Annotated in this window: 12 protein-coding genes; all 12 read left to right on the top strand. The window is 34.7% G+C overall.

What is annotated here, in order from left to right; translation table 11 throughout:
• Positions 1-3 precede the first annotated feature (3 nt).
• The 12 genes from Q4Q40_RS10125 to Q4Q40_RS10070 all read left to right on the top strand — a co-directional run bounded on the left by Q4Q40_RS10125 (position 4) and on the right by Q4Q40_RS10070 (position 24516).
• Positions 4-2685 carry a glycoside hydrolase family 3 protein gene (locus Q4Q40_RS10125; RefSeq protein ID WP_303301682.1) on the top strand — a complete coding sequence of 894 codons (2682 nt, stop codon included), beginning with the start codon at positions 4-6 and terminating at the stop codon, positions 2683-2685.
• A gap of 6 nt (positions 2686-2691) precedes the next feature.
• Entirely contained in the window at positions 2692-4122 is a 1431-nt protein-coding gene (locus tag Q4Q40_RS10120) for a glycoside hydrolase family 30 protein (RefSeq protein WP_303301681.1), read from the top strand.
• A gap of 41 nt (positions 4123-4163) precedes the next feature.
• Positions 4164-6035 carry a beta-N-acetylhexosaminidase gene (locus Q4Q40_RS10115; protein ID WP_303301680.1) on the top strand — a complete coding sequence of 624 codons (1872 nt, stop codon included), beginning with the start codon at positions 4164-4166 and terminating at the stop codon, positions 6033-6035.
• A 4-nt stretch (positions 6036-6039) separates the two neighbouring features.
• The gene (locus Q4Q40_RS10110) at positions 6040-7527 is read left to right on the top strand and encodes a sulfatase family protein (protein ID WP_303301679.1); all 1488 of its coding nucleotides are present in this window, start codon (positions 6040-6042) and stop codon (positions 7525-7527) included.
• A gap of 25 nt (positions 7528-7552) precedes the next feature.
• Positions 7553-9883: a GH92 family glycosyl hydrolase gene (locus Q4Q40_RS10105; protein ID WP_303301678.1), complete on the top strand. Its 2331-nt coding sequence runs from the start codon at positions 7553-7555 to the stop codon at positions 9881-9883.
• A gap of 36 nt (positions 9884-9919) precedes the next feature.
• Complete coding sequence (locus Q4Q40_RS10100) at positions 9920-11233, top strand: alpha-L-fucosidase (protein ID WP_303301677.1); 1314 nt, start codon at positions 9920-9922, stop codon at positions 11231-11233.
• A 21-nt stretch (positions 11234-11254) separates the two neighbouring features.
• On the top strand, positions 11255-13726 hold the full coding sequence (locus Q4Q40_RS10095; RefSeq protein WP_303301676.1) for a prolyl oligopeptidase family serine peptidase: 2472 nt from the start codon (positions 11255-11257) through the stop codon (positions 13724-13726).
• A gap of 117 nt (positions 13727-13843) precedes the next feature.
• A complete protein-coding gene (locus Q4Q40_RS10090) occupies positions 13844-15853 on the top strand; it encodes a right-handed parallel beta-helix repeat-containing protein (protein ID WP_303301675.1) in 2010 nt (669 codons plus the stop codon).
• Positions 15854-15855: 2 nt separating this feature from the next.
• The gene (locus tag Q4Q40_RS10085) at positions 15856-18156 is read left to right on the top strand and encodes a family 20 glycosylhydrolase (RefSeq protein ID WP_303301674.1); all 2301 of its coding nucleotides are present in this window, start codon (positions 15856-15858) and stop codon (positions 18154-18156) included.
• Positions 18157-18261: 105 nt separating this feature from the next.
• Positions 18262-19905 (top strand): hypothetical protein, encoded by a 1644-nt coding sequence (locus tag Q4Q40_RS10080; RefSeq protein WP_303301673.1) that lies wholly within the window; start codon positions 18262-18264, stop codon positions 19903-19905.
• A 61-nt stretch (positions 19906-19966) separates the two neighbouring features.
• Complete coding sequence (locus tag Q4Q40_RS10075; protein ID WP_303301672.1) at positions 19967-22195, top strand: GH92 family glycosyl hydrolase; 2229 nt, start codon at positions 19967-19969, stop codon at positions 22193-22195.
• The gene (locus Q4Q40_RS10070) at positions 22192-24516 is read left to right on the top strand and encodes a beta-N-acetylhexosaminidase (protein ID WP_303301671.1); all 2325 of its coding nucleotides are present in this window, start codon (positions 22192-22194) and stop codon (positions 24514-24516) included. The genes Q4Q40_RS10075 and Q4Q40_RS10070 overlap by 4 nt, the downstream gene beginning before the upstream one ends.
• Positions 24517-24524: the final 8 nt, after the last annotated feature.

Here is a 24524-nt window from a genome sequence, read left to right as displayed (position 1 = left end):
CGGTTGAAGTACTCAAAAAAAATAATATTAATAGCAGTATTTGGAATATCAATATGGTCATGTTCCAAGAAATCAAATGATGAAAACCCAGCATACAAGAATCCAGAACTTTCTGTTGAAGAACGTGTCAATGATTTAATGAGCCGAATGACTTTAGAAGAAAAGTTCTGGCAAATGTTCATGATTCCTGGAGATTTAAGTATTGGAAAAGATAAGCTTACGCATGGTATTTTCGGATTTCAAATTTCTTCAAAAGGAAAGAATGATAATGCCGCAGAACAAATCATGGACTACGGGTCAACAGGCAGTGCCAAACAAATGGCAGAAGAGATAAACGATATTCAACGTTATTTTTTAGAAGAATCTCGTTTAGGGATTCCCATAATTCCATTTAATGAAGCCTTACACGGTTTAGCACGAGATGGTGCAACCGTATATCCACAAGCTATAGCATTAGCAGCAACTTGGGATACTACTTTAGTTGCTAATGTTGCAAAGGCAATTACTAAAGAAACAAAAACCAGGGGGATACGTCAAATTCTATCACCAGTATTAAACATTGCGCGCGATGTACGTTGGGGGCGTGTAGAAGAAACGTATGGAGAAGACCCGTATTTAACAACGCAAATGGCATCAGCATTTATTGGTGCTTTCGAAAGAGAAGGCGTAATAACCACACCCAAACACTTTGTAGCCAATGTAGGCGCAGGAGGGCGTGATAGTTACCCGATTAGTTTTAACGAACGATTGTTAGAAGAAATATATTTTCCAGCATTTAAAACGGTGTTTCAAAAAACAGGAGCAAGGTCTGTAATGACGTCGTATAACTCTGTTAATGGCACACCATGTACATCAAACGAATGGTTACTACGTAAAAAACTGAAAGAAGAATGGGGATTTGATGGTTTTGTTATTTCAGATGCAGGAGCTACAGGAGGCGCCAATGTGTTACATTTTACAGCTAAAGATTATGCCGAAGCCACCGAAGATGCTGTAGAAGCAGGATTAGATGTTATGTTTCAAACCAATTACAATCATAAACCATTGTTTTGGGAAGCTTACGAAAAAGGAATGGTTGATGAAAAAGCGATTGATGAAGCCGTTAGACGCATCTTAAAAGCAAAATTTGAATTAGGGCTATTCGAAAACCCTTATGTAGATGTTGAAGCAGCAGCCGTTTGGAATGGTCATAAAACACACCGCGAATTAGCTAGAAAAACAGCTTCTAAAGCGATGGTTTTGCTTAAAAACGAAAAAGAAGTTTTACCCATTAATAAGGCTGTTAAAAAAGTGGCACTTATTGGTCACGATGTTAAAACAGTTCGATTAGGTGGATATAGTGGTCCTGGAAACAATCTTATTTCTATGCATCAAGGCATATCAAATAAAATAGGAGAAGAACATATTTTATATGCTCCAGGTGTTGCTCTAGTTGAAGAACATTATAAACCAATAGGAGCATCTTATTTGTCGACTTCCGAAAACGGTAAAAAAGTGGCAGGTTTAAAAGGGAACTATTTTGATAATATAAAACTAAGCGGTCAACCAAAAGTAGAACGTATAGATAAGCAAATTAAGTTTGGCTGGACCCTTTTCTCTCCACATGAAGATTTACCATACGATTGGTTTTCTGTACGATGGACAGGAAAATTAAAAGCACCAAAAACGGGCGTTTTTAATGTTGGTATTGAAGGTAATGATGGTTACCGCATGTATTTAGATGGTAAGTTGATTATTGATAACTGGCAAAAACAATCCTATAAAACCATTTTAAAAGAATTTTCTTTTGAAGCAGGAAAAGAATACGATATCAAAATCGAATTTTTTGAAGCAGCAGGAAATGCAAAATTCAAATTAGTTTGGGATGCCACAATTCAAAATGAATGGGAACAACAAATAGCAGAAGCCGTTAAAGCTGCCAAAAAAAGTGATGTTGCGGTAGTATTCGCTGGGATTCATGAAGGCGAATTTAGAGATCGCGCATTATTAGCATTGCCAGGTCACCAAGAAGCATTAATTAAAGCGGTAGCTAAAACAGGCAAACCAACAGTGGTAGTATTGGTTGGAGGTAGCGCCATTACGATGTCAAATTGGATTAACGATGTTGATGGCGTTTTAATGGCATGGTATGCTGGTGAAAACGGAGGAAATGGTTTTGCCGATATTCTTTTTGGTGATGAAAATCCTGCAGGAAGATTACCAATAACATTTCCTGTAGATGAAGCACAATGTCCTTTGTATTATAACAACAAACCAACAGGTAGAGGCGATAATTATCATAATCTAACAGGGCAACCTTTATTCCCTTTTGGTTTCGGATTAAGCTATACTTCATTTGAATATTCTAATATAGAATTCAGTAAAAACAATATAGGAGCAGACGAAACGGTACAAATTACATGTACTATTAAAAATACTGGAACAGTTACAGGTGATGAGGTTGTTCAACTTTATATCCGTGATGAGTTGGCTTCTGTTTCTCGTCCAATAAAAGAATTAAAAGGCTTTAAACGGATCTCTTTAAAAGCTGGGGAGGCACAAAACGTATCATTTGAATTAGACCCTGAAGCATTATCAATGTTAGATAAAGACATGCATAGATTAGTTGAAGCAGGCGATTTTAGAATTATGATTGGAGCTTCATCAAAAGATATTCGTTTAAGAAAAATTTTAACAGTAAAATAATACATTATGAAAGTTTTTAAGTATTCAGTATTAATGTTTTTAGTTGCTTTTACAGCATGTAAAAAACAACCCCAAGTAGCTTGGGTAAGTAGTACTGATAATAATGTTTGGGTAGAAAAAACATATCACCCAGCACAAGGAGAATCAACTCCAGATCTATCAATTTTAATAGATACCAATAAACAGGAACAAGAAATTACTGGATTTGGAGGTTGTTTTAATGAATTAGGATGGGATGCTTTGGGAATGGTAACTCCAGAAGAAAAGCAGCAAATTTTAAACGATTTATTTAGCCAGGAAATGGGTTGTAAATTCAACATTTGCAGAATGCCTATTGGTGCGAATGATTATGCCGTAGATTGGTATAGCCATAATGAAACACCAGAGGATTTCGCAATGACTAATTTTTCTATCGATCGTGATAAAAAACGTTTAATTCCATACATAAAAGAAGCACAAAAAATCAACTCAGAAATCAAAGTTTGGGCATCACCTTGGTGTCCACCTTCATGGATGAAACACAGCAAACACTATGCTTGTAAAGCGAATCCAAAGTTTAACGATTTGCCTTTAGAACTTAGTTCTACAGAAGAGTTGGTGTCTCGTTTCATCATGGAACCAGAATATTTAGAATCTTACGCATTATACTTTTCAAAATTTGTGAAAGCCTACAAAAAAGAAGGCATTGAAATTAGCGCAGTTCACGTTCAAAACGAACCTAATTCAGCACAGAATTTTCCGTCTTGTGTATGGAAACCTCAAGATTTAGGGATTTTTATAGCAGATTATTTAGGACCTAAATTTAAAGCTGAAAATCTAAATACTGATATCTGGTTGGGTACTGTTGAGCGTCCGCAAATAGAACGTGTACAAGATGTGTTAGAATATAAAAACACAAAAGATTACGTAAAAGGTGTCGGTTTTCAATGGGCTGGTAAGGGTGTTATTAAAGATGTGCATGCTACATATCCTGAGATGCAATTAATGCAAACAGAAACAGAATGTGGTGATGGTTCTAACGACTGGAAGGCGGCAGAATACACATTCAACTTAATGAAACATTATTTTGAAAATGGTGCAAATGCTTACATGTATTGGAATATGGTGTTAGATGAAACAGGAAAAAGCCAATGGGGATGGAAACAGAATTCTATGATTTCTATTGATAGTAATACCAAAGCCATTAAATACAACCCTGAGTTTTATTTAATGAAACATTTAAGTGCTTTTGTAGCTCCAGGATCGGTGAAATTAACAACTTCGGGAGATACTAATAATGCTTTGGCGTTTTATAACAAAGTAAATAATGAAGTAACGGTTCTTGCATATAACAATACCGATAAAACACAAGAATTACAATTAAACATCAATAACGAGATTGTAAAAGCTCCCTTAGAAGGAAAGTCTTTTAACACCCTTGCTATACGTTTAAATTAGAAAAAGAATAATACATGAAATGCCTTCAGAAAATAAATCAAATGAATATTTATAGCAAAAAAACAACTTTATTGTTTTTGTTGCTTCTTATATTTTCGGGTGTTATTAATGCGCAAGAAATTCAAAATACATTTATTCCGCAACCAGAATCTGTAGTGTTAGTTTCAGGAGGGTTTAAATTAGATAAAGACACACAAATTTTTATTCCTAAAAAATATAACGCAGATTTAAAACCAATTGTAGCATCAAAAATCACAAATGACACAGGATTATCGCTTACTATTAAATCGGGTCGTGCCTCAGCTAGCTCTAATTATATTGTTTTTGAGAAAGTTAAAGATGCTTCCATAGATTCCGAAGGTTATATTTTAGAAATTAATACATCAAAAATTACCATAAAAGCAACCGATTACGCAGGTATGTTTAATGGTTTTCAAACCTTAAGACAAGCAATTCCTATAGGAACAAAGGGACCTACAGCAATACCAAACATGACTATTACTGATAACCCAAGGTTTCATTGGAGAGGCGTTTTGTTAGATGTATCACGTCATTTTCAAACCAAAGCATTTATTTTAAAGCAAATAGATGTGTTATCATCTTATAAAATAAACAAATTTCATTGGCATTTGGTGGATGATCAAGGTTGGAGAATTGAAATTAAAAAATATCCCAACCTAACAAAAAAAGGCGCTTGGAGAGCAGATAGAACAGGGATAGCATGGTGGTCTCGCGAGCCAGCTACAGCAGAAGAACCAAAAACAGTAGGTGGTTTTTATACACAAGAAGAGATAAAAGAAGTTATAGCTTATGCCAAAACTAGAAATGTTGAAATTATACCAGAAATTGATGTGCCTGGACACAGTAAAGCATTAGTAGCGTCGTATCCTGAGTTATTTTGTTTTGATGGTGAAACGGATGCTAATTTTGAAGTTGCCGTAGGTGGTAAAGCTCCAGATAATGCATTATGCGCTGGCAAAGAAACAACTTATGCGTTTTTAAAAAATGTTATTAAAGAAGTTGCCGATTTATTTCCTTCAAAATACATCCATATTGGTGGTGATGAATGCAATAAAGGCAATTGGAAAAAATGTCCACACTGTCAGAAAGTAAAGGCAGAAAATAACCTTAAAGATGAAGAAGAATTGCAAAGTCATTTTATTCAGAAAGTAAACAAAATAGTTACAGCTCAAAATAAATTAATGATAGGCTGGGATGAAATTTTGAGTGGCAAAGGCGCAAAAGGCGCAACGATTATGGCTTGGCGCAGAGGAAAACATACCCCAGAATTACAAGCACCAAGAGAAGGCTATCCAACAATTATGACGTCCTATTTGTATTCTTATATTAGTAGAGTTCAGGGACCAACATTTATGGAACCAGAAGGTCCAAATTCCGTATTGCCTTTATCTAAAGTCTATAATCATGAGCCTATTCCATCAGAATTAACAGCAGAGGAGGCTAGTAGAGTTTTAGGAAATCAAACCTGTTTATGGGGAGAGTTTACACCAACCGAAGAACACTTTGAGTATATGTTATATCCAAGAACATTGGCAAGTGCCGAAGTATCTTGGAGTACTCCAAAAGTTAAAAATTGGGAACGTTTTCAGAATGCCTTAGAAACGGATCATTTTAAACGCTTAGAAAGAGATGAGGTCAATTATGCAAAAAGTATGTTTACAGTGTATCCAGCGTTTGCAATCGATCAATTAAATACGGAAGCCATTGTGTTTTTAAAAACAGAAACAGTGGGCTATACTATTTATTATACGCTCGATGGTAGCGATCCAACAACAAATGCAATTAAATACGAGGGTGATTTTAAAACAACACCTAAAACGCTTTTAAAAGCAGGGTTGTTTAATGAAAATGGCGAATTGTTGAGTAACATAACAGAAATAAGATTAAAATAAGAAGATGAGAATTTCAAAATTGGTAACACTATTTATGTTAATTGCAGGCTTTGCTTCTGCCCAAGAGAAACCAAATATTGTATATATTATTTGTGATGATTTAGGCTATGGTGACGTACAGGTATTAAATCCTGAAAAGGGAAAAATCTTGACTCCAAAAATAGATGCTTTTGCCAAAGAATCTATGACGTTTACCGATGCGCACTCCGCATCTGCAGTGTGTACACCGTCTCGATATGCTATTTTAACAGGTCGTTATGCATGGCGTTCAAGATTGCAAAAAGGCGTTTTAAGTGGTGGTGGTGAATTAGAGCCTTTAATTGCGGAAAATCAAGAAACAGTTCCTGCAATGCTAAAAAAATCAGGTTACAATACAGCAGCCATTGGTAAATGGCATTTAGGATTTAGTTTTGTAAATGATCAAGGAGTGCCTTATGAAATATATGATGGTAAAAAAATATTAGGAGCTCCTATTGGAGCTACTGTACCGAATGGACCAATAACACGTGGTTTTGATTCCTATATTGGGTTTCACCATTCTAGAGTTATGCAAACCGTAATTAAAGATGATAAAGTGGTTGATAAAATGCCACCCATTAAAATGTTGCAATTTTTAGGAGACCATACTACAGATTACATTGCTAAGGCGTCTCAACAAAAAGAACCTTTCTTTTTATACTTAGCACTTAATTCTCCACATAGCCCTGTGGTTCCTTCAGAAGAATGGAAAGGTAAAAGTGGCATGGGCGATTATGCCGATTTTGTAATGGAAACCGATGGCGTTATTGGTCGTGTTCTCGATGCTTTAAAGAAAAACGGAATAGCAGATAATACGCTTGTATTTTTTACTAGTGATAACGGATGCTCTTACCCTGTAGCAAAAGGTAAAAAACTAGAAAAAGAGTTCGGGCATTACCCAAGCGCCAATTTTCGAGGTTCTAAATCTGATATTTGGGAAGGCGGCCATAGAATACCGTTTATGGTGAGGTGGCCAGAAAAAATAGAAGCAAATACAATAAACGATAAACTAATTTGTCAAACGAGTTTAATGGCTACTTGTGCAGAAATTATAGGTATGAATGTATCTGAAAATACAGGAGTTGACTCGTATAGCATTTTATCCATGTTAAAGAATAAAAAAGCAAAAACAGACTATAATCTTGTAATCCATCATTCAATAAACGGAAAGTTTTCTATTCGAAATAAAAAATGGAAACTAGAACTTACACCAGGTTCTGGTGGTTGGACAAATCCAAAGGATAATGCAGCGAGAAAAAAAAATCTTCCAGAAATTCAACTATATAATATGAATTGCGATGAAGAAGAGACAACCAATGTTTATAAAAAACACCCAAGAGTTGTAAAGAAACTAACAAAAGAATTAAAGCAGATTGTCGAAAACGGAAGAACAACATCTGGGAAATTACTCGAGAATGATGTGCCTGTAGATATCTATAAAACAAGAACGATCCAAAAAGAATCAGCACATTAATATCATAAAAGAATAAGATGCCTATATGAGAATTAAAAAAAGAGAAATATCATTTTATTTTTGTCTAGCACTAAGTGTCTTAGTTGTGGTTTCTTGTTCTTCAAAAACTAAAAAAGAATTAGCACAAGCTGAAAAGCAACCAGTAGATTATATAGATCCTATAATTGGAGCCATTACTTATGGTAAAAAGTCTAAAGATGCGCATGGTTTTGGTAAAACATTTCCAGGTGCTGCAACACCTTTTGGACTGGTACAATTAAGTCCTGATACCTTTTCTGGTGGCGATAATGGTTCTGGCTATTCATACGCGCACCCAACACTTGAAGGTTTTAGTTTTACACACATGAGTGGCGTGGGTTGGTTTGGCGATTTAGGGAATTTTTTAGTCACCCCAACAACTGGTAAGTTACAAACAAATCGTGGTATTCCTGATAATCCTGAAAGCGGTTATCGTTCCAGATTTTCACATGATACTGAAGTTACAAAAGCGGGGTATTACGCCGTAACTTTAGATGATTATAAGGTTAAAGCAGAACTTACTTCGGCACCAAGAGCAGGGATTATTCGGTTTACATACCCTGAAAATGACCGTTCAAGAATTCAAATCGATTTATCACGTAGAGTCGGTGGTACGTCAACAGAACAATATATAAAAGTAGTGAATGAAAACACGATTTCTGGGTGGATGAAATGCCCTCCAGAAGGTGGTGGTTGGGGTGCTGGTGCTGGTAAAGCCGATTATATTGTGTATTTCTACTGTGAATTTAGCAAGCCATTAAAAGACTATGGTATTTGGAGTGCCGATATTCCAGATGTTCCCAGGAAAATGCGTTTTATAAGACAAGATGATTATCAATTAGCCGTAAAAAATGCCGAAATATTTGAAGGCAAAAATGAAATGCAGGGTAAGCATTTAGGTTTTTATACCAATTTTAGTACGAATGCAGGGGAACAAGTTTTAGTGAAAAGCGGAATTTCATTTGTAAGTGTTGCAGGTGCAAAAGAAAACTTAGAACACGATATCAATCATTGGGACTTTGAGAAAACCCAACAAGAAGCTCGTAACCTTTGGAGTGAATCCTTAAAAGGCATAAAGGTTACAGGTGCTAGCGATACTGAGAAAACTATTTTTTATACGGCACTTTACCATACTATGATTGACCCGCGCACATTTTCCGATGTTAATGGGAATTATATAGGAGCCGATAAAAAAATACATCAAACAAAAGATTTTACCTATCGTACCATTTTTAGTGGTTGGGATGTGTTTCGTTCGCAGTTCCCTTTACAAACCATCATAAATCCCACGTTGGTGAATGATGAAATTAATTCGCTATTACAAATGGCAGAGCTAAGTGGTAATGGGTATTTACCACGTTGGGAAATGCTAAACTCTTACTCTGGTTGTATGTTAGGCAATCCAGCCGTTTCTGTAATTGTTGATGCTTACGAAAAAGGCATTCGTAATTATGATATCGAAAAGGCCTTCACCTATTCTAAAAATACCGTGGACAATACAGGTAATGGCACATTAGGTTATACACAAAAGCATATTTCAAAAACACTTGAATATGCGTATTCCGATTGGGCTTTAGCGACTATGGCAAAGTCTTTAGGTAAAAATGACATCGCAGAAGACTATTTAAAGAAAAGTGAAAACTATAAGAATATTTGGAACGATGAGGTGAATTGGTTTAGAGCCAAAGACAGCACAGGAACTTGGTTGGAATGGAAAGGAAAAACGGTTCACGGACAAGGTTGTATTGAAAGTAATCCTTACCAACAAGGCTGGTTTGTACCACATGATATTGAGGGGTTAAAAACGCTAATGGGAGGTGAAGAAGCTTTTAAAAACGAATTAATTTCTTTCTTTGAAAATACACCAGATGATTTTCTGTGGAATAATTATTATAACCACCCAAATGAGCCTGTACATCATGTTCCTTTTATGCTTAACGAAGCAGGTGTGCCACATTTAACTCAAAAAATAACACGACAAATTTGTAGTGACGCTTACGGAACTGATGCCTACGGATTATGTGGTAATGAAGATGTTGGACAAATGTCTGCTTGGTATGTATTGGCTTCAATAGGCATACACCCTATTGCTCCAGGTGATAATAAATACCAGATAACAAGCCCTGTTTTTAATGAAATCGAAATTAATTTAGATCGTAATTATTACACAGGAAAGACTTTTAAAATTATTGCCAATAATAATTCAAATACGAATATTTATATACAATCTATAAAATTGAATGGCAAAGCTTTAAACCGTTTTTGGATCTCACACCAAGAAATTACCAAAGGCGGAATTTTAGAAATGCAAATGGGTCCTGAACCTGTAATAAATTAAAAAAACAATTAATAAAAAATTTAAAATAAAAAGAAGATGAAGAAATTAGGACTACTATGCTTATTGAGTTTAATATTCTTTAGCGCTAATGCTCAAGATTATGCTTATCCCATGCCAGAGTATACACCAACTGCTGGTAACCTAGAAAGCCGTCAGGAATTTCAAGACATGAAATTTGGTATGTTTATTCACTGGGGAATCTATAGTGTTTTAGGTGATGGAGAATGGGTGATGTATCAGCAAAAAATTAAGAATGATACTTATAAAAAACTGACTAAGTTTTTTAATCCTCAAGATTTTAATGCCGAAGAATGGGTACAAATAGCAAAATCTGCGGGCATGAAATACATTACCATTACCTCGCGTCATCATGATAGTTTTAGCATGTTTGACTCTAAGGCTACAGATTATGATATTATAGATGCCACACGATTTGATAGAGACCCTTTAAAAGAATTAGCCGAAGCCTGTAAAAAAGAAGGCATCAAATTAAATTTTTATTACTCTTTGTTAGATTGGGCCAGAGAAGATTATGGTTTCGGACATAAAATAGTAGACGGGAAGCCTGTTGATGCAGATTGGGATAAATATATCGCGTTTATGAAAGCGCAATTAACAGAATTGCTTACTAATTATGGTGAAATTGGCTGTATTTGGTTTGATGGCCATTGGGAACGAAAAAAAGCAGATTGGCGCTATAATGAGATCTATTCATTAATTCACGAATTAAGCCCAAGTACTTTAATAGCAAACAACCACCATTTAACACCTATTCCTGGAGAAGATATTCAAACTTTTGAAAGAGATTTACCAGGTGAGAATAAAGGCGGATATAGCAAAGGCGTTAAAGTAAGTCAACTGCCATTAGAATCTTGTGCGACCATGGCTAAATCGTGGGGTTTTAATTTGAATGATAAAAAATACAAATCCACAAAACAGCTTATTCATTTTTTAGTGAATGCTGCAGGGAAAAATGGCAATTTACTATTAAATGTTGGCCCGATGCCTAATGGCGAAATTCAACCTGAATTTGTGCAAACATTAAAAGAAGTTGGAGCATGGACAACTAAATATGGGGAAAGCGTATACGGAACAAGAGGAAATGTTATTAAAACTCAAAAATGGGGCACCATAACAAAAAAAGATAAGGTATTGTATGTACATATATTAAACCCTACCAAAGAACCTTACATTTTTATACCAGAGCTAAAAGAAAAAATTACTTCTGCAACATCTTTTGATGGTAAAACAAAAATTAAGTTTAAACAGTTAAAAGAAGGCACTTTTCTTTACACAAAAATGGATTCAAACGATACAATAGACACCGTTTTGAAGCTTAAAATCAAATAAATAATTAGAATAGAATGTCTTATGGTAAAGTACCGTTTTTTAGTTTTTATAGCCATTACGTTTTTTGGAATCGAACTTAACGCGCAGGATACTATTGTTTTAAAAGAAGGTTTAGTGGTTGGTTCTACAGAAAAAGGTAGGCGTTCTATTATTTTCACAAACCCTGTGTTTCATAAGTTCATTACAAACAGTTTTTCAAAACCCATTGAAAATGATTCTGTTGGCGTTAACAGACAAGGAGATGTACAACGGTGGGAAAAGATAAAAGCTGATGAAAAGGACGTTTTTAGAAGTAGAAAATTGCGCGGCGGCTATTTATATGTTACTTATAATGCACCAAAAGCAGGGATTAAAATCCTTGAAGTCTCTGGTCATTCAGAACTATTTGTAAATGGTATTCCTCGTGGTGGAGATGTATATAACAAACATTTGGTTTTTCATCCTATAGAATTAATACAAGGAGAAAACACCTTTTTAGTAAAAGGAGGCAGAGGGCAAGTTAACATGACATTATTGCCTGTTAAAAAACCGATTTCTTTATTAAAAAGAGATATGACAAAAGCCGATTTTATCACTACTGAAAGTGATGTTAAAATGGGGTCTATTCGAATATTAAATGCGACAGGAAAAGCGCAAAAAAACCTGAGGATAGTATCAGAATCTAATGGAACTGTACTAGAAACAAAGGTACCAACTATCATTCCGTTAGCCATGCGAAAAGTGCCTTATAAAGTACAAGATAATTACACAGAAAAAGACACCGTAAGAGTTTCTGTTAAACTATATGAAGGTTCAAAGTTATTAGATGAAAGCGCTATTTTATATCATGTAAGAACACCTCAAGAGCGTTATTCAAGGACATTTATATCAAAAATAGATGGAAGTTTACAATATTTTTCGGTTAGAGAAGGCGTTATAGCGTCTGATAAAAAACCAGCCATGTTCCTTTCATTGCATGGTGCTAATGTAGAAGCAAGAAATCAGGCTGTTCAATATAAAGCAAAAGACTGGGGACATGTTATTGCACCCACCAACAGAAGAGACTACGGTTTTAACTGGGAAGATTGGGGCCGATGGGATGCTATGGAAGTACAAGAAATAGCAGAAAAAATGTATGGAACAGATCCAAGTCGTACGTATTTAACAGGACATTCTATGGGAGGTCATGGGACCTGGCAAATAGGCGCTACATTCCCAAACAAATGGGCCGCCATTTCTCCAATAGCAGGGTGGTATTCTTTGTTTTCTTATGCTAATAAAGAAAAAGAAGAAAATCCATCGCCAATGGAAAATATGTTAGCTAGTGCGAGTCATGCAAGCTATACTTTAGAATTATCAAAAAATTATTTACATCATGGTGTTTATATTCAGCATGGCGATGCAGATGATGTCGTATCTGTAGAACAAGCAAGATTTATGCGAAAGCATTTAAGCGAATTTCATCCCGATTTTGCATACTATGAATATGAAGATAAAAAGCATTGGTTTGGAATAGATTTTAGCAACATATTCGATTATTTTAAATGGCATACTATTCCAGATAATGGTGATGTTAAAAATTTTGAGTTTCGTACAGCACGTCCGGGAGTTTCTTCAGAAAGTCGCTATGTGACAGTGTATCAACAAGAAAAGCAATTTGAGTTTTGTGGAGTAAAAGTGAGCCAAAATGTTAGAACTGATAAGCAAAAGAAAAAAAATGACGTTCTAAAAAAGAGATCAATTACTATTGAAACAGAAAATTTAAAGAAGTTTAAAGTCGATTTAAAACATTGTATAAGTTCAGATACTGTTCAAATTAAAGTTGATGAGAACGTTTTTGCTAATTTAGCATCTTATAAAGGAAAAGATGTTTGGTTCGAAAAAGAAAACGGCGTGTGGGCACTTACTGAAAAACCAGAAAATACTTTTGAAAAAAATCCATTGAGATATGGCCATTTCAAGGAAGCCTTTAAAAACAATATGCTTTTTGTGTATGCTACCAAAGGGACAAAAGAAGAAAACCAGTGGGCTTTTAATAAAGCACGGTTTGATGCCGAAACCTTTTATTATAGAGGCAATGGTTCTATAGATATTATTTCAGATAAAGAATTTTCACTTTCTAAATTTAAAGATAGGTCGGTTATTCTTTATGGTAATGCCACAACGAATGCTGCTTGGAAATCACTTCTATCAAAAGCTCCCATTCAGGTTAAACGCAATGAGGTTAAAATTGGACAGAAAAAGTTAAAAGGAACGGAATTTGGAGTCTATTTTACTTATCCAAGAAAAGATAGCAAAACAGCATTAGTAGGAGTTGTTTCTGGTTCTGGAATGTTGGGCTTTAAAGCAGTAACACCTAACAAATATTTTGGATCTGGAGCTGATATTCCAGATATGATGATTTTTACACCATCATTATACCAAAACGGAATTGAGCATGTAGAAGTAGCTGGTTATTTTGGTCATGATTGGAGTCTTGAAAACGGCGATATTGAGTGGCGCCTAAATCATTAAATGTTGTAAAGCATAAAAGTGTTGATAAAAAATATTTATATACTAAGTCTGTTATTTTGTTGTAGCTTATCTTTAAAAGCTCAACAGAGATTTTATGTTTCACCAACAGGAAGTGATATGAATTCTGGTACTAAAGAAGCACCTTTAGCAAGTTTGAATGGTGCACGTAATACCATACGAGCGCATAAAATAACTTCAAGCAAACGGCAATCCTATACGGTAATTGTCGAAAATGGTAATTATACCATGAAAGAACCTTTTGAATTAGCTCCCGAAGATAGTGGTACCGAAAAATTCCCGATTACCTATAAAGCTGCAAAAAACGCAGCACCTGTTTTTAGCGGAGGAAAAACAATCACTGGATTTTCTGTAAATGAAAAAGGTATTTGGGAAGTTAAAATTACAGAAAGTGTTTATTACAAATGGCAATTTGATCAATTATATGTGAATGGAAAAAGAGCTGTTTTAGCTCGAACCCCTAATGAGGGGTTTTTAGAAATTGATTCCGTACAGCAAAATATATGGGAGAAAGGTAATAGTAGAGTAGCGAAAAAGGCTCAGCAAAAATTGTTTTTTGAAAAAGACATGTTTGAATCTTTATCACCAATTACCGAAGACGAAGTGCGTGAGGTCAGGTTTAAAGCATATCACAAATGGGATTATACGTTACGACACATTGATGCCCTAGATAAAGACAGCTTGTTAATAACGACTTCGGGTAAAGGCATGAAGCCATGGAACCAAATAAAGAAAGGTGGTCGCATTGTTTTTGAAAACTATAAGGCTGCTTTAGATACACCTGGTGAGTGGTTTTTAAGTAAAAAAGGAATCTTATATTATGTGCCAAGACCTAACGAAACTTTAGAGAACACCACGGTAGTTGCTCCAGTATTGGAACAACTGGTACTAATAAAAGGAAACGCATTACAGGATAATTATGTAAAGAATATTCATTTTGAAGGTTTAAACTTTGAGTATTGTCATTACGAAATACCAAAAACAGGTTCAGAACCCAACCAAGCAGCTGCCATACTAAATGCGGCTATTTATGCAGAAGGTGTGAAAAATATAACATTTTCTAATTGTGAAATTTCTAAAACGGGGCAGCATGCCTTGTGGTTTGGTAAAGGATGTAGTAACTCCCTAGTAGAGAATACTTATATGCACGATCTTGGTGGTGGGGGTGTTTATCTGGGAGATTTTAAGCCTTTAAAAGGAAAAGAGCACACACATCACATCAATATCAATAATAATATCATACAGTCTGGAGGTCTGGAGTTTCCACCTGCTGTAGGTGTTTGGGTAGGGCATAGTTCAGATAATAAGGTAACGCATAACGATATTGGTAACTTCTATTATACGGGAGTCTCAGTAGGCTGGGTTTGGGGTTATAAACCTAGTCTTGCAAAACGAAATACCATAGCTTACAATCATATCCATCATATTGGATGGGATTTGTTAAGCGACATGGCAGGTATTTATACCCTTGGAGAATCTGAAGGAACGCGTATCGAAAACAATGTAATTCACGATATCCACGCTTATTCCTATGGAGGTTGGGGCATGTATGCCGATGAAGGTTCAACAGGAATTGTTTTTAAAAATAATTTAGTGTACCATACCAAAACGGGTGGGTTTCAACAAAATTATGGTAAAGAAAATATCGTAAAAAACAACATATTGGCATATGCAAAAAGATACCAACTACAATGCAATATTCCAGAGAAACACGAGTCTTTTGCTTTTACTAATAACATCGTAATATTTAATGAAGGTATGGTTTTAAAAGGGGGTTGGAATGATGTTATAGCGAGAATAGATCAAAATATTTATTGGAATTCCAATGGAAAGAAATACGATTTTAATGGGCATACTTTCAAAAATTGGCAAAAAAAAGAGTTTGATTTACACAGTTTATTAGTCAACCCAAACTTCAAAGATCCTTTGAATGCTGATTTTAGATTCATAAATAAAAAAAATTATACTAAAATAAATTTCATTCCATTTGACTATTCAAAATCTGGCGTTTATGGTGATAACGAATGGGTTGAAAAAGCCAAATTACCAATTTCGGTGACTCAGAATTTTGATAATACTGTACAGGAAAACATGAAATTAAAAAAATAATAATGAAAAAATATACTGTTTTATTACTAATTACATTCATGTTAGGGGCATGCTCTAACACCAAACCTACTTTTAAACAAGAACACATTTCATTGCTTCCTAAGCCCGTGAGTTTTCAATTAAAAGAAAGCTCATTTCAGTTTGAGTCTGATACAAAAATGGTACTTCAAGATGAAAGCCAACAAAAAGCGGCTAATTATTTAATCGGATTATTTAAAAAAGCGGCAGGGTATGATTTACAGGTTTTAAATACTAAAACAGATGATGCTGTAGTTTTTGAAACCGTAGAAGGTTTAAAAGAAGGCGCTTATAAATTAGAAGTAACTCCGAATTCAATACATATAAAAGCTTCAGAAGAACATGGTTTTTTTAATGCCGTTCAAACCATCCGTCAGTTATTACCAACAGCGATAGAAAGTAAAGAAAAAACAGCTTCAGAATGGTTTGTACCTTGCGCCGTTGTTGAAGATGAACCTCGTTTTGAGTGGCGTGGGATGCATATGGATTTTAGTCGTCATTTTTTCAATATAGATGAAGTCAAAGATTTTTTAGATTACATGGCATTGTATAAGTTAAATACCTATCACATGCACTTGACAGATGATCAAGGATGGCGTATTGAAATAAAAAAATATCCTTTATTAACAGAAAAAGGGGCTTGGAGAATTCCAAACAATCAAGATACTATTTGTATGGATAGAGCAAAAGAAAATAAGCTTTATACCATAGACGAATCAAACTTTAAAGAGATTGATGGCGAACGTAAGTATGGCGGTTTTTTTACTCAAGACCAGATTAAAGAAATTATTGCTTATGCAGATGATAGATGTATCACGGTTATTCCCGAAATTGATATGCCTGGTCATTTTAAATCGGCAATAGATAATTATCCGTTTTTATCTTGTAATGAAGAATCGGGTTGGGATACTGTTTTTACTTATCCAACCTGTTTAGGAAAAGATACGACGTATGAGTTTATGAAAAATGTACTGAGTGAAGTGGTAGAATTATTTCCTGCAGAATATATTCACATTGGAGGCGACGAAGTCAATATTAAATCTTGGGAAAAATGCCCACATTGCCAAAAAGCTATTAAAGATAATGGTTTAAAAGACGAACACGAACTGCAGTCATTTTTCAATAGAGATATAGAACAGTTTTTACAATCCAAAGGAAAGCAATTTATGGGATGGGATGAAATTGTAAGAGGCGGATTAACCAAAGATGCCAATGTAATGTGGTGGAGAAATTGGGCTCCAGATGCTCCTAAAATAGCTGCAGCAAACGGGAATAATGTTGTGGTAACGACTACAGCAGCTTATTATTTTGATTATTTAAATGAAGGAACCACGCTAGAAAGGGTGTACAACTATGAACCCATTCCTGAAGATTTTACAGAAGCAGAATCTGAGCATGTTTTAGGAATTCAAGCAAACTTATGGTCAGAACGAATCCCAAGTTTTAAACGTTTACAGTATCAAGCGTTTCCTAGAATGTTAGCAGTAGCAGAAAATGCTTGGACTTCAAAGGGGAATAAAGATTTTGAACTGTTTAACAATAGCGTTGAAAAGCAGTACGATAGATTGGATGTTTTAGGGGTGTACTATTACATTCCTGCCGTTGAAGGTTTAGAAAAAGATATTGCTTTTGTAGACAATACATCCGTGAATTTAAACTTAGCATATTTGTTAGATGGCGTAGAAATATATTATACACTAGATGGAAGTATACCAACGAAGACCTCTTTAAAATACGAAGCGCCATTTACTGTAAAAGATACTGTTGAAATCAAAGCTCGTGCATACCGTGGTGACAAGTTTAACGACTTAAAAACGACTAAAGTGATTCGCAAAGACTATAAGGAAGCTGTAAATGTTAACCCTAAAGAAACGGGGTTAAAAAGATGGATAACCAAAGGGCAGTTCAAAAAGGTTGAAGCTATTAAAACGCCTACCACTAATAATTTTACTAAAGTAGATCGTGTTGCATTGGGAGATTTAAAAAATGAAAAAAACTTTTCAATGATCTACCAAGGTTATTTTAAAGCGGAAAAAGATGCTATTTACGAATTTGAAACACGTTCGGATGGAGGAAATTTATTATTTATTGGTGATGAGATCATTGTAGACAATGGCGGGTATCATGGTCCACGTAAAAAGTATGGAAAAGTAGCCTTAAAAAAAGGATTACACCCCATAACCATACATTACAAACCTAGTACAAAACCTAAAATGATTGATGTTAGCTATGCCATACAGGGCACCCCATTAACACCAATTAGTAATGCCGTAACAAATTATTAAGCAGACATATATAATATAACTTTTAAACTAAACTTCAAACAATAAAAAAAACAAGTATTTTTTACATAGAAACAAGTAAAAATATACAATTGATAAAAATTAGGTATGAATAAATTAAATGTAATTTTAGTATTTTTTTGTGTTTTAGGAATAAAAGCGATTGGTCAGAATCAGACTAATGCCGCTCCTTTAATTTTAGATATGGTACATCATAACCCTGGTGAAGCGCCATATGAATCTAAGTATAATAATCCAGCTATTATAAAAGAAATGGGATATAATGGTAAGGTTTATTTTCTTTTTGAATCTCCAGCATTAGCTATTAATTGGGAATCTGTAGATGCAGATATTTTACCTAAAGGATCTGATGATCGTAAATGGGTAGATGAAAAAGCCAAACAAATAAAACAAATGCATGCAGCATGTAAAGAGCAAAATACGGCTATTTATGCTATGTCTGATCTTGTTTTGTTTCCTAAAAGGTTGATTGAAAAGTATGGTATTCAAGAAAGTTTTGGGAATCCTAATGATACATTAACCGAAAAACTGGTCAGAGCTCAAATTAATGAAATGTTCGATCAGTTCCCAGACCTTGATGGTTTGGTGGTTCGTATTGGAGAAACCTACTTGCACGATGCACCATATCATCTTGGAGCAATTGATGAGAAAATGAATCCAGAAAAAACCATTATTCCTTTAATTAAGATCTTAAAAGAAGAGATTTGTGAGAAAAGGGATAAACAACTTATTTTCCGTACATGGGGAGCATTTGATAGGAATCTAAAAGCTTACATGAAAGTAAGTAATGCTATAGAACCACATGAAAATTTAATTATTAGTATCAAACATTGCGAAGGGGATTTCCATAGATCAAACGAATTTAGTAAAGTTATTGGCCAAGGGCGTCATCGTCAAATCATTGAGGTTCAATCTGCACGCGAATACGAAGGAAAAGGTGCTTATCCTAATTATATTGCGAATGGTGTTATTGAAGGTTTTGAGGAACATGCCAGAATGCCAGAAGAGCGTATTAATAGTATTAAAGAATTTGTTGAAACAACACCCGAATTATATGCAGGCGTTTGGACATGGTCTCGTGGCGGTGGCTGGGATGGACCTTATGTAAAAGACGAATTGTGGTGCGATTTAAATTCTTGGGTTATGGCACAATGGGGGCAAAACACCGATAAAAGTGAAGCATTTATTTTTAACAGATATGCAACAGAGCGCTTAAATTTAAAAGGAGATGATATTGCTAAGTTTAGAAAGCTATGCTTACTTTCTGCAGAAGCAGTAGTTAGAGGTAGAAATAGTACTTATAGAGATATGAACCCTTGGTGGACTAGAGACCAGGGGATTGCATGGCCAATGGTAGTAAAAGGTGACTTGGAACAAGATAGAAATTTGGTTCAAAAAGATGAATCGATAGCAAAATGGAAAGAAATAGTTAAGTTGGCTAAATCAATTGATTGGCAAAATGATGACACTAAAAATCATGCCATAGGATCTGCAGACTATGGATTAAGATTGTATAAAATATATAGAACGCTTGTCTATATGAAACATGCTGAAGGTAAAGGAGACACTAAAAAAGTTAAAAAGTGGATTAAAGCGTATGATAAGGCATGGAAAGATTACAACAAACTTGCAAAAAAATATAGTTCAATAGCAACACTTTATACACAAGAATACAAGAGGCATATTGCAAATAACGCCCACCTTAAAGTGAATAAATTAAGAAGTAATTAAAGGATAGATAGAATTTTCATACTGTAAATACTAGTATGTTAAATCTGAAAATAAAATAAAAATGAAGGGGTACAATTATCTATTATTACTAACATTATGTTTAGGTTTTTTTTCATGCAAAACAGAAAAGAAACCCGAAACTAAAAAAATAAAGGGATTAACTAGTTATGTAAATACCTTTACAGGAACAGATGGTCCAGGTAATACATACCCAGGCGCTGTTTTACCCTTTGGAATGGTACAATTAAGTCCAGATAACGGACTCCCAGGATGGGATAGAATAGCTGGCTATTTTTGGCCAGATTCTACCATAGCAGGTTTTAGCCATACGCACCTTTCGGGTACTGGTGCGGGTGATATGTACGACTTGTTGGTGATGCCTTTAAACAGCAAATTTACGGAGAGTTTAACTCCAGAGGGATCATACAGGCCTTACTCAAAATTTTCACACGATAAAGAAAAAGCAAGTCCTGGGTATTATTCGGTTGATTTATTAAGTTCAGGAATTAAAGCAGAATTAACAACAACAGCACGCGTAGGCTTTCATCAATATACGTTTCCAGAAGATAAAAAAAGTCAAATAATTCTTGATTTAGGGTATAGCTTGAATTGGGATGCACCAGTAGCAACACAAATAACGATTGAAGATAACCAAACCATTTCGGGGTATAGAAAATCGAAAGGTTGGGCAAGAGATCAACGTATTTATTTTGTGATGAAATTCTCAAAACCTTTTGATAAAGCAGAACTATTTGAAAATTCAGAAGAAAAAGATGCTAAGACAGTAAACGGAAAGTTTACTCGTATTGTTGCGAATTATAAAACACAAGAACAAGAGAAAATACAAGTAAAAGTAGCTTTATCATCAGTAAGTATCGCTGGAGCTCGTAAAAATTTAGAGAGAGAGTTACCACATTGGAATTTTGAACAAACGATTCAAGAAGCAGAAAATGTTTGGGAAACCTATCTTTCTAAAATAAAGATTGAAGGAACAAAATCACAAAAAGAATTGTTTTACACCAATTTGTACCATGTTTTTTTAACACCGTCATTACATAGTGATGTAGATGGACTTTACAAGGGAGCAGATGGCGAAGTACATAAAGCAGAAGGCTATAATAAATACGATACTTTTTCACTTTGGGATACGTTTAGGGCTGCACATCCCCTGTATACCATTTTAGCACCTAAGGAAACCGAGGATATGGTCAAGTCTTTTTTATCGCATTACGATGAAACAGGCTTACTGCCCGTTTGGTCTTTAGCAGGTAACGAAACCAATATGATGATTGGTTACCATGCTGTTCCTGTAATTGTAGATGCTTATTTTAAAGGGATTCCTTTAGATGCTAAAAAAGCATTGGAAGCTTGTGTTGCATCTGCAACAGAAAAAGGGAGGCAAATAGATCTGTATATGGAATTAGGATACGTGCCAACGTCTGAAGAAGGAGAAAGTTGGTCGGTTTCAAAAACATTGGAATATGCTTATAACGATTGGTGTATTGCACAATTAGCGGAGGCTTTAGGTGAAGATGATATCAAGCAAACTTTTTCAAAAAGAGCTAATAATTGGAAGAATTTGTATGATTCTAAATCTACATTTTTTCGACCAAAAAGTAAAGAAGGCAAGTTTAGTGATCCTTTTTCAGCGAAAGCGTATACCAGAGAATTTTGTGAAAGTAATGCCTGGCAATATTTCTGGTTTGTACCGCAAGATATTGATGGTTTGATAGATACATTGGGTGAAGAGCAATTTACAGTAAAGTTAGACTCTATGTTTACTTATTATCCAACAGCAGAAGATAAATTACCAATATTCAGCACGGGAATGATTGGACAATACGCTCATGGTAATGAACCAAGTCATCATGTGTCTTATTTATACAATAATATAGGGCAACCATGGAAAACCCAAGAAATGGTTCGTAGAATTATAAACACACAATATAGTACTAAGCCTGATGGGTATTGTGGTAATGAAGATTGCGGACAAATGTCTGCATGGTTAGTATTTTCATCCATAGGAATGTATCCTATAAATCCAGCCAATGGTATTTACAGTTTAACATCTCCTTTTGTAAAAGAAGCTACTATTCAATTAGAAAACGGAAAACAGTTTGTAATAACTACAGAAAACCAATCAAAAGAGAACTGTTATATACAAGCAATACTATTAAATGGAACACCTTATAATCAATCCACTATAAGCCACAAACAAATTTTGGATGGTGGTGAAATTCATTTCATATTGGACAATAAACCGAACAAAAATTTATTTCAAAAAAGATGAAAATACATAAATTCCTAATATTAGTATGTCTATTAATATTTGTTTCATGCGCTAAAAAAAATCTACAATTAGGTGATGTTTCTTTAATTCCAATGCCTGTTGAGGTCGCGCCTAGCGAAGGCTATTTTGAAATCAATAAAAACACGATAGTATCTGTAGAAAATGAAACACAAGCAATGATTGCTAATCGGTTTTTTAAACAATTTGAAGTCGTATCTGGTTGGATACCTTCAGTGAAAACAGGAACAGAAAAAGGTGATATCATATTAATTAACGATAGTTCGTTTCATGAGGAAGCTTATGAGCTAAACGTTACAAAATCAACAATAGAAATTAAAGCAGCCACAGGAGCTGGTTTCTTTTACGCGTTGCAATCACTTAAACAATTGTTGCCCACTTCGTTTTATGCAAAAAAACAATTGGTTAACGTTTCTTGGGGTGTACCCGTTGTTCGTATTAAAGATGCACCAAATTTTAAGTGGCGTGGTTATATGTTAGATGTGTCTCGTCATTTTTTTGATAAAGAGCAGGTTAAAGATGCCCTTGATTTTATGGCAGAAATTAAATTAAATCGATTTCACTGGCATTTATCAGACGACCAGGGTTGGCGGATTGAAATAAAAAAGTATCCTAAGTTAACAGAAGTTGGTGCATGGCGCGTTGATTATAATATTACAGATGAAAGCTTATCTAATTGGTGGGGAAGACCCATTCAAAAAGAAGGAGAAAAAGCCACTTATGGCGGATTTTATACTCAAGATGATATTAAAGAAATTGTCGCTTATGCCAAAGAGCGTTTTATAGAAATAATTCCAGAAATTGATATGCCAGGGCATTCATTAGCGGCGATTGCTTCCTATCCCGAAATAGCATGTGCAGATGGTCCTTTTTATGTAGGTACAGGAGGCGTTATTAAAAATAATACTTACTGTCCTGGGAAAGAAGTCACTTTTGAGTTTGTTGAAGATGTGCTTGAAGAGATCATAGATTTATTTCCCTTTGAATATATTCATATTGGAGGGGACGAATGTAATAAAGAAGCTTGGAAAATAGATCCCGATTGTCAACAAAGAATAAAAGAAGAAAACTTAGCCAATGAGCATGAATTGCAGAGTTATTTTATCAAGCGTGTAGAAAAAATGGTTAATTCTCGAGGTAAAAATATGATTGGTTGGGATGAAATTATAGAAGGAGGTTTAGCACCTAATGCAACAGTTATGTCATGGCGTGGTGAAAAAGGTGGTATAACTGCAGCCAGAGCAGGACATGATGTGATTATGACGCCTTTTAAATATTGTTATTTAGATTTGAAACAAGGGGATGATGATTTGGAGCCAAATTTAGGGTACGGCTATAGTTTTCTTAAAGATTCATATCATTATAAAATTATTTCAGACAGTTTAACAGAAGAACAAGGTAAACATGTTATGGGCATACAGGGTAATTTATGGACAGAGTCTATTAGCGATTTTGGAAAGTTAACCTACATGACTTTTCCAAGGCTTTATGCCATTGCTGAGAATGGTTGGATCACTGAAAAATCAAAAGATTGGGAAGGTTTTACAAAACGATTACTAACTCAATTTGAACGTTTGGATGCAAGAGGCACCAGATATGCTACAAGTGCTTTTAATGCTAGGATAGACCATAAAGGGAATAAAAATGGCGGTATCGATATTACGCTTAAATCGGAAGTTGGGAACCTAGATATTTATTATACGTTAGATGGTAGCACACCTTCATTAAGCTCTAATAAATATGAGAATGAATTTTCAATTGATAAAACGGCGACACTAAAAGCATCAACATTTTTAAATGAAAAACAAATTGGTAATATCTCTCAAAAGTTTTTTCCTGTACATAAAGGGTTTGGAGCTTCTCTGGTTTTCAATTCACCAAAAATCAGTGACACCACAAACGCTTTAATAGATTTGAATTATGGAAAACTTAATAGATGGGATGCTCCCTGGAAAACTTTTAATGATAATTTAGATGTAGAATTAAATTTCCCAGAAATAACAGAAATAAACAAAGTAGAATTAGATTTTTTACGTTTTACCATTGCAGGTATTTATGTTCCCGAATATGTTGAGATTTCTGCTTCAGAAGATGGCAAGTCATTTAAAAAAATAGCAGAAATAAATCAGATGGAAGCCAGCCATACACAAGGGCGCAATAAAGTTAAAACAACTTTTGATTTCCCTAAAACAAAGGTAAAAGCTCTAAAAATAAAAGCGAGAAGAGTCAATCCAATACCCGAAGGACACCATAAGGTTGGAACTGCATCAAAAATTTTATTAGATGAATTGGTGATTTTTTAATTTAAAAT

It is taken from the genome of Flavivirga jejuensis (assembly GCF_030540765.1).
Classification (GTDB): Bacteria; Bacteroidota; Bacteroidia; order Flavobacteriales; family Flavobacteriaceae; genus Flavivirga; species Flavivirga jejuensis.
Note: the sequence above shows the minus strand (reverse complement) of the source record. Positions and strands in the feature narration are given on the sequence as shown.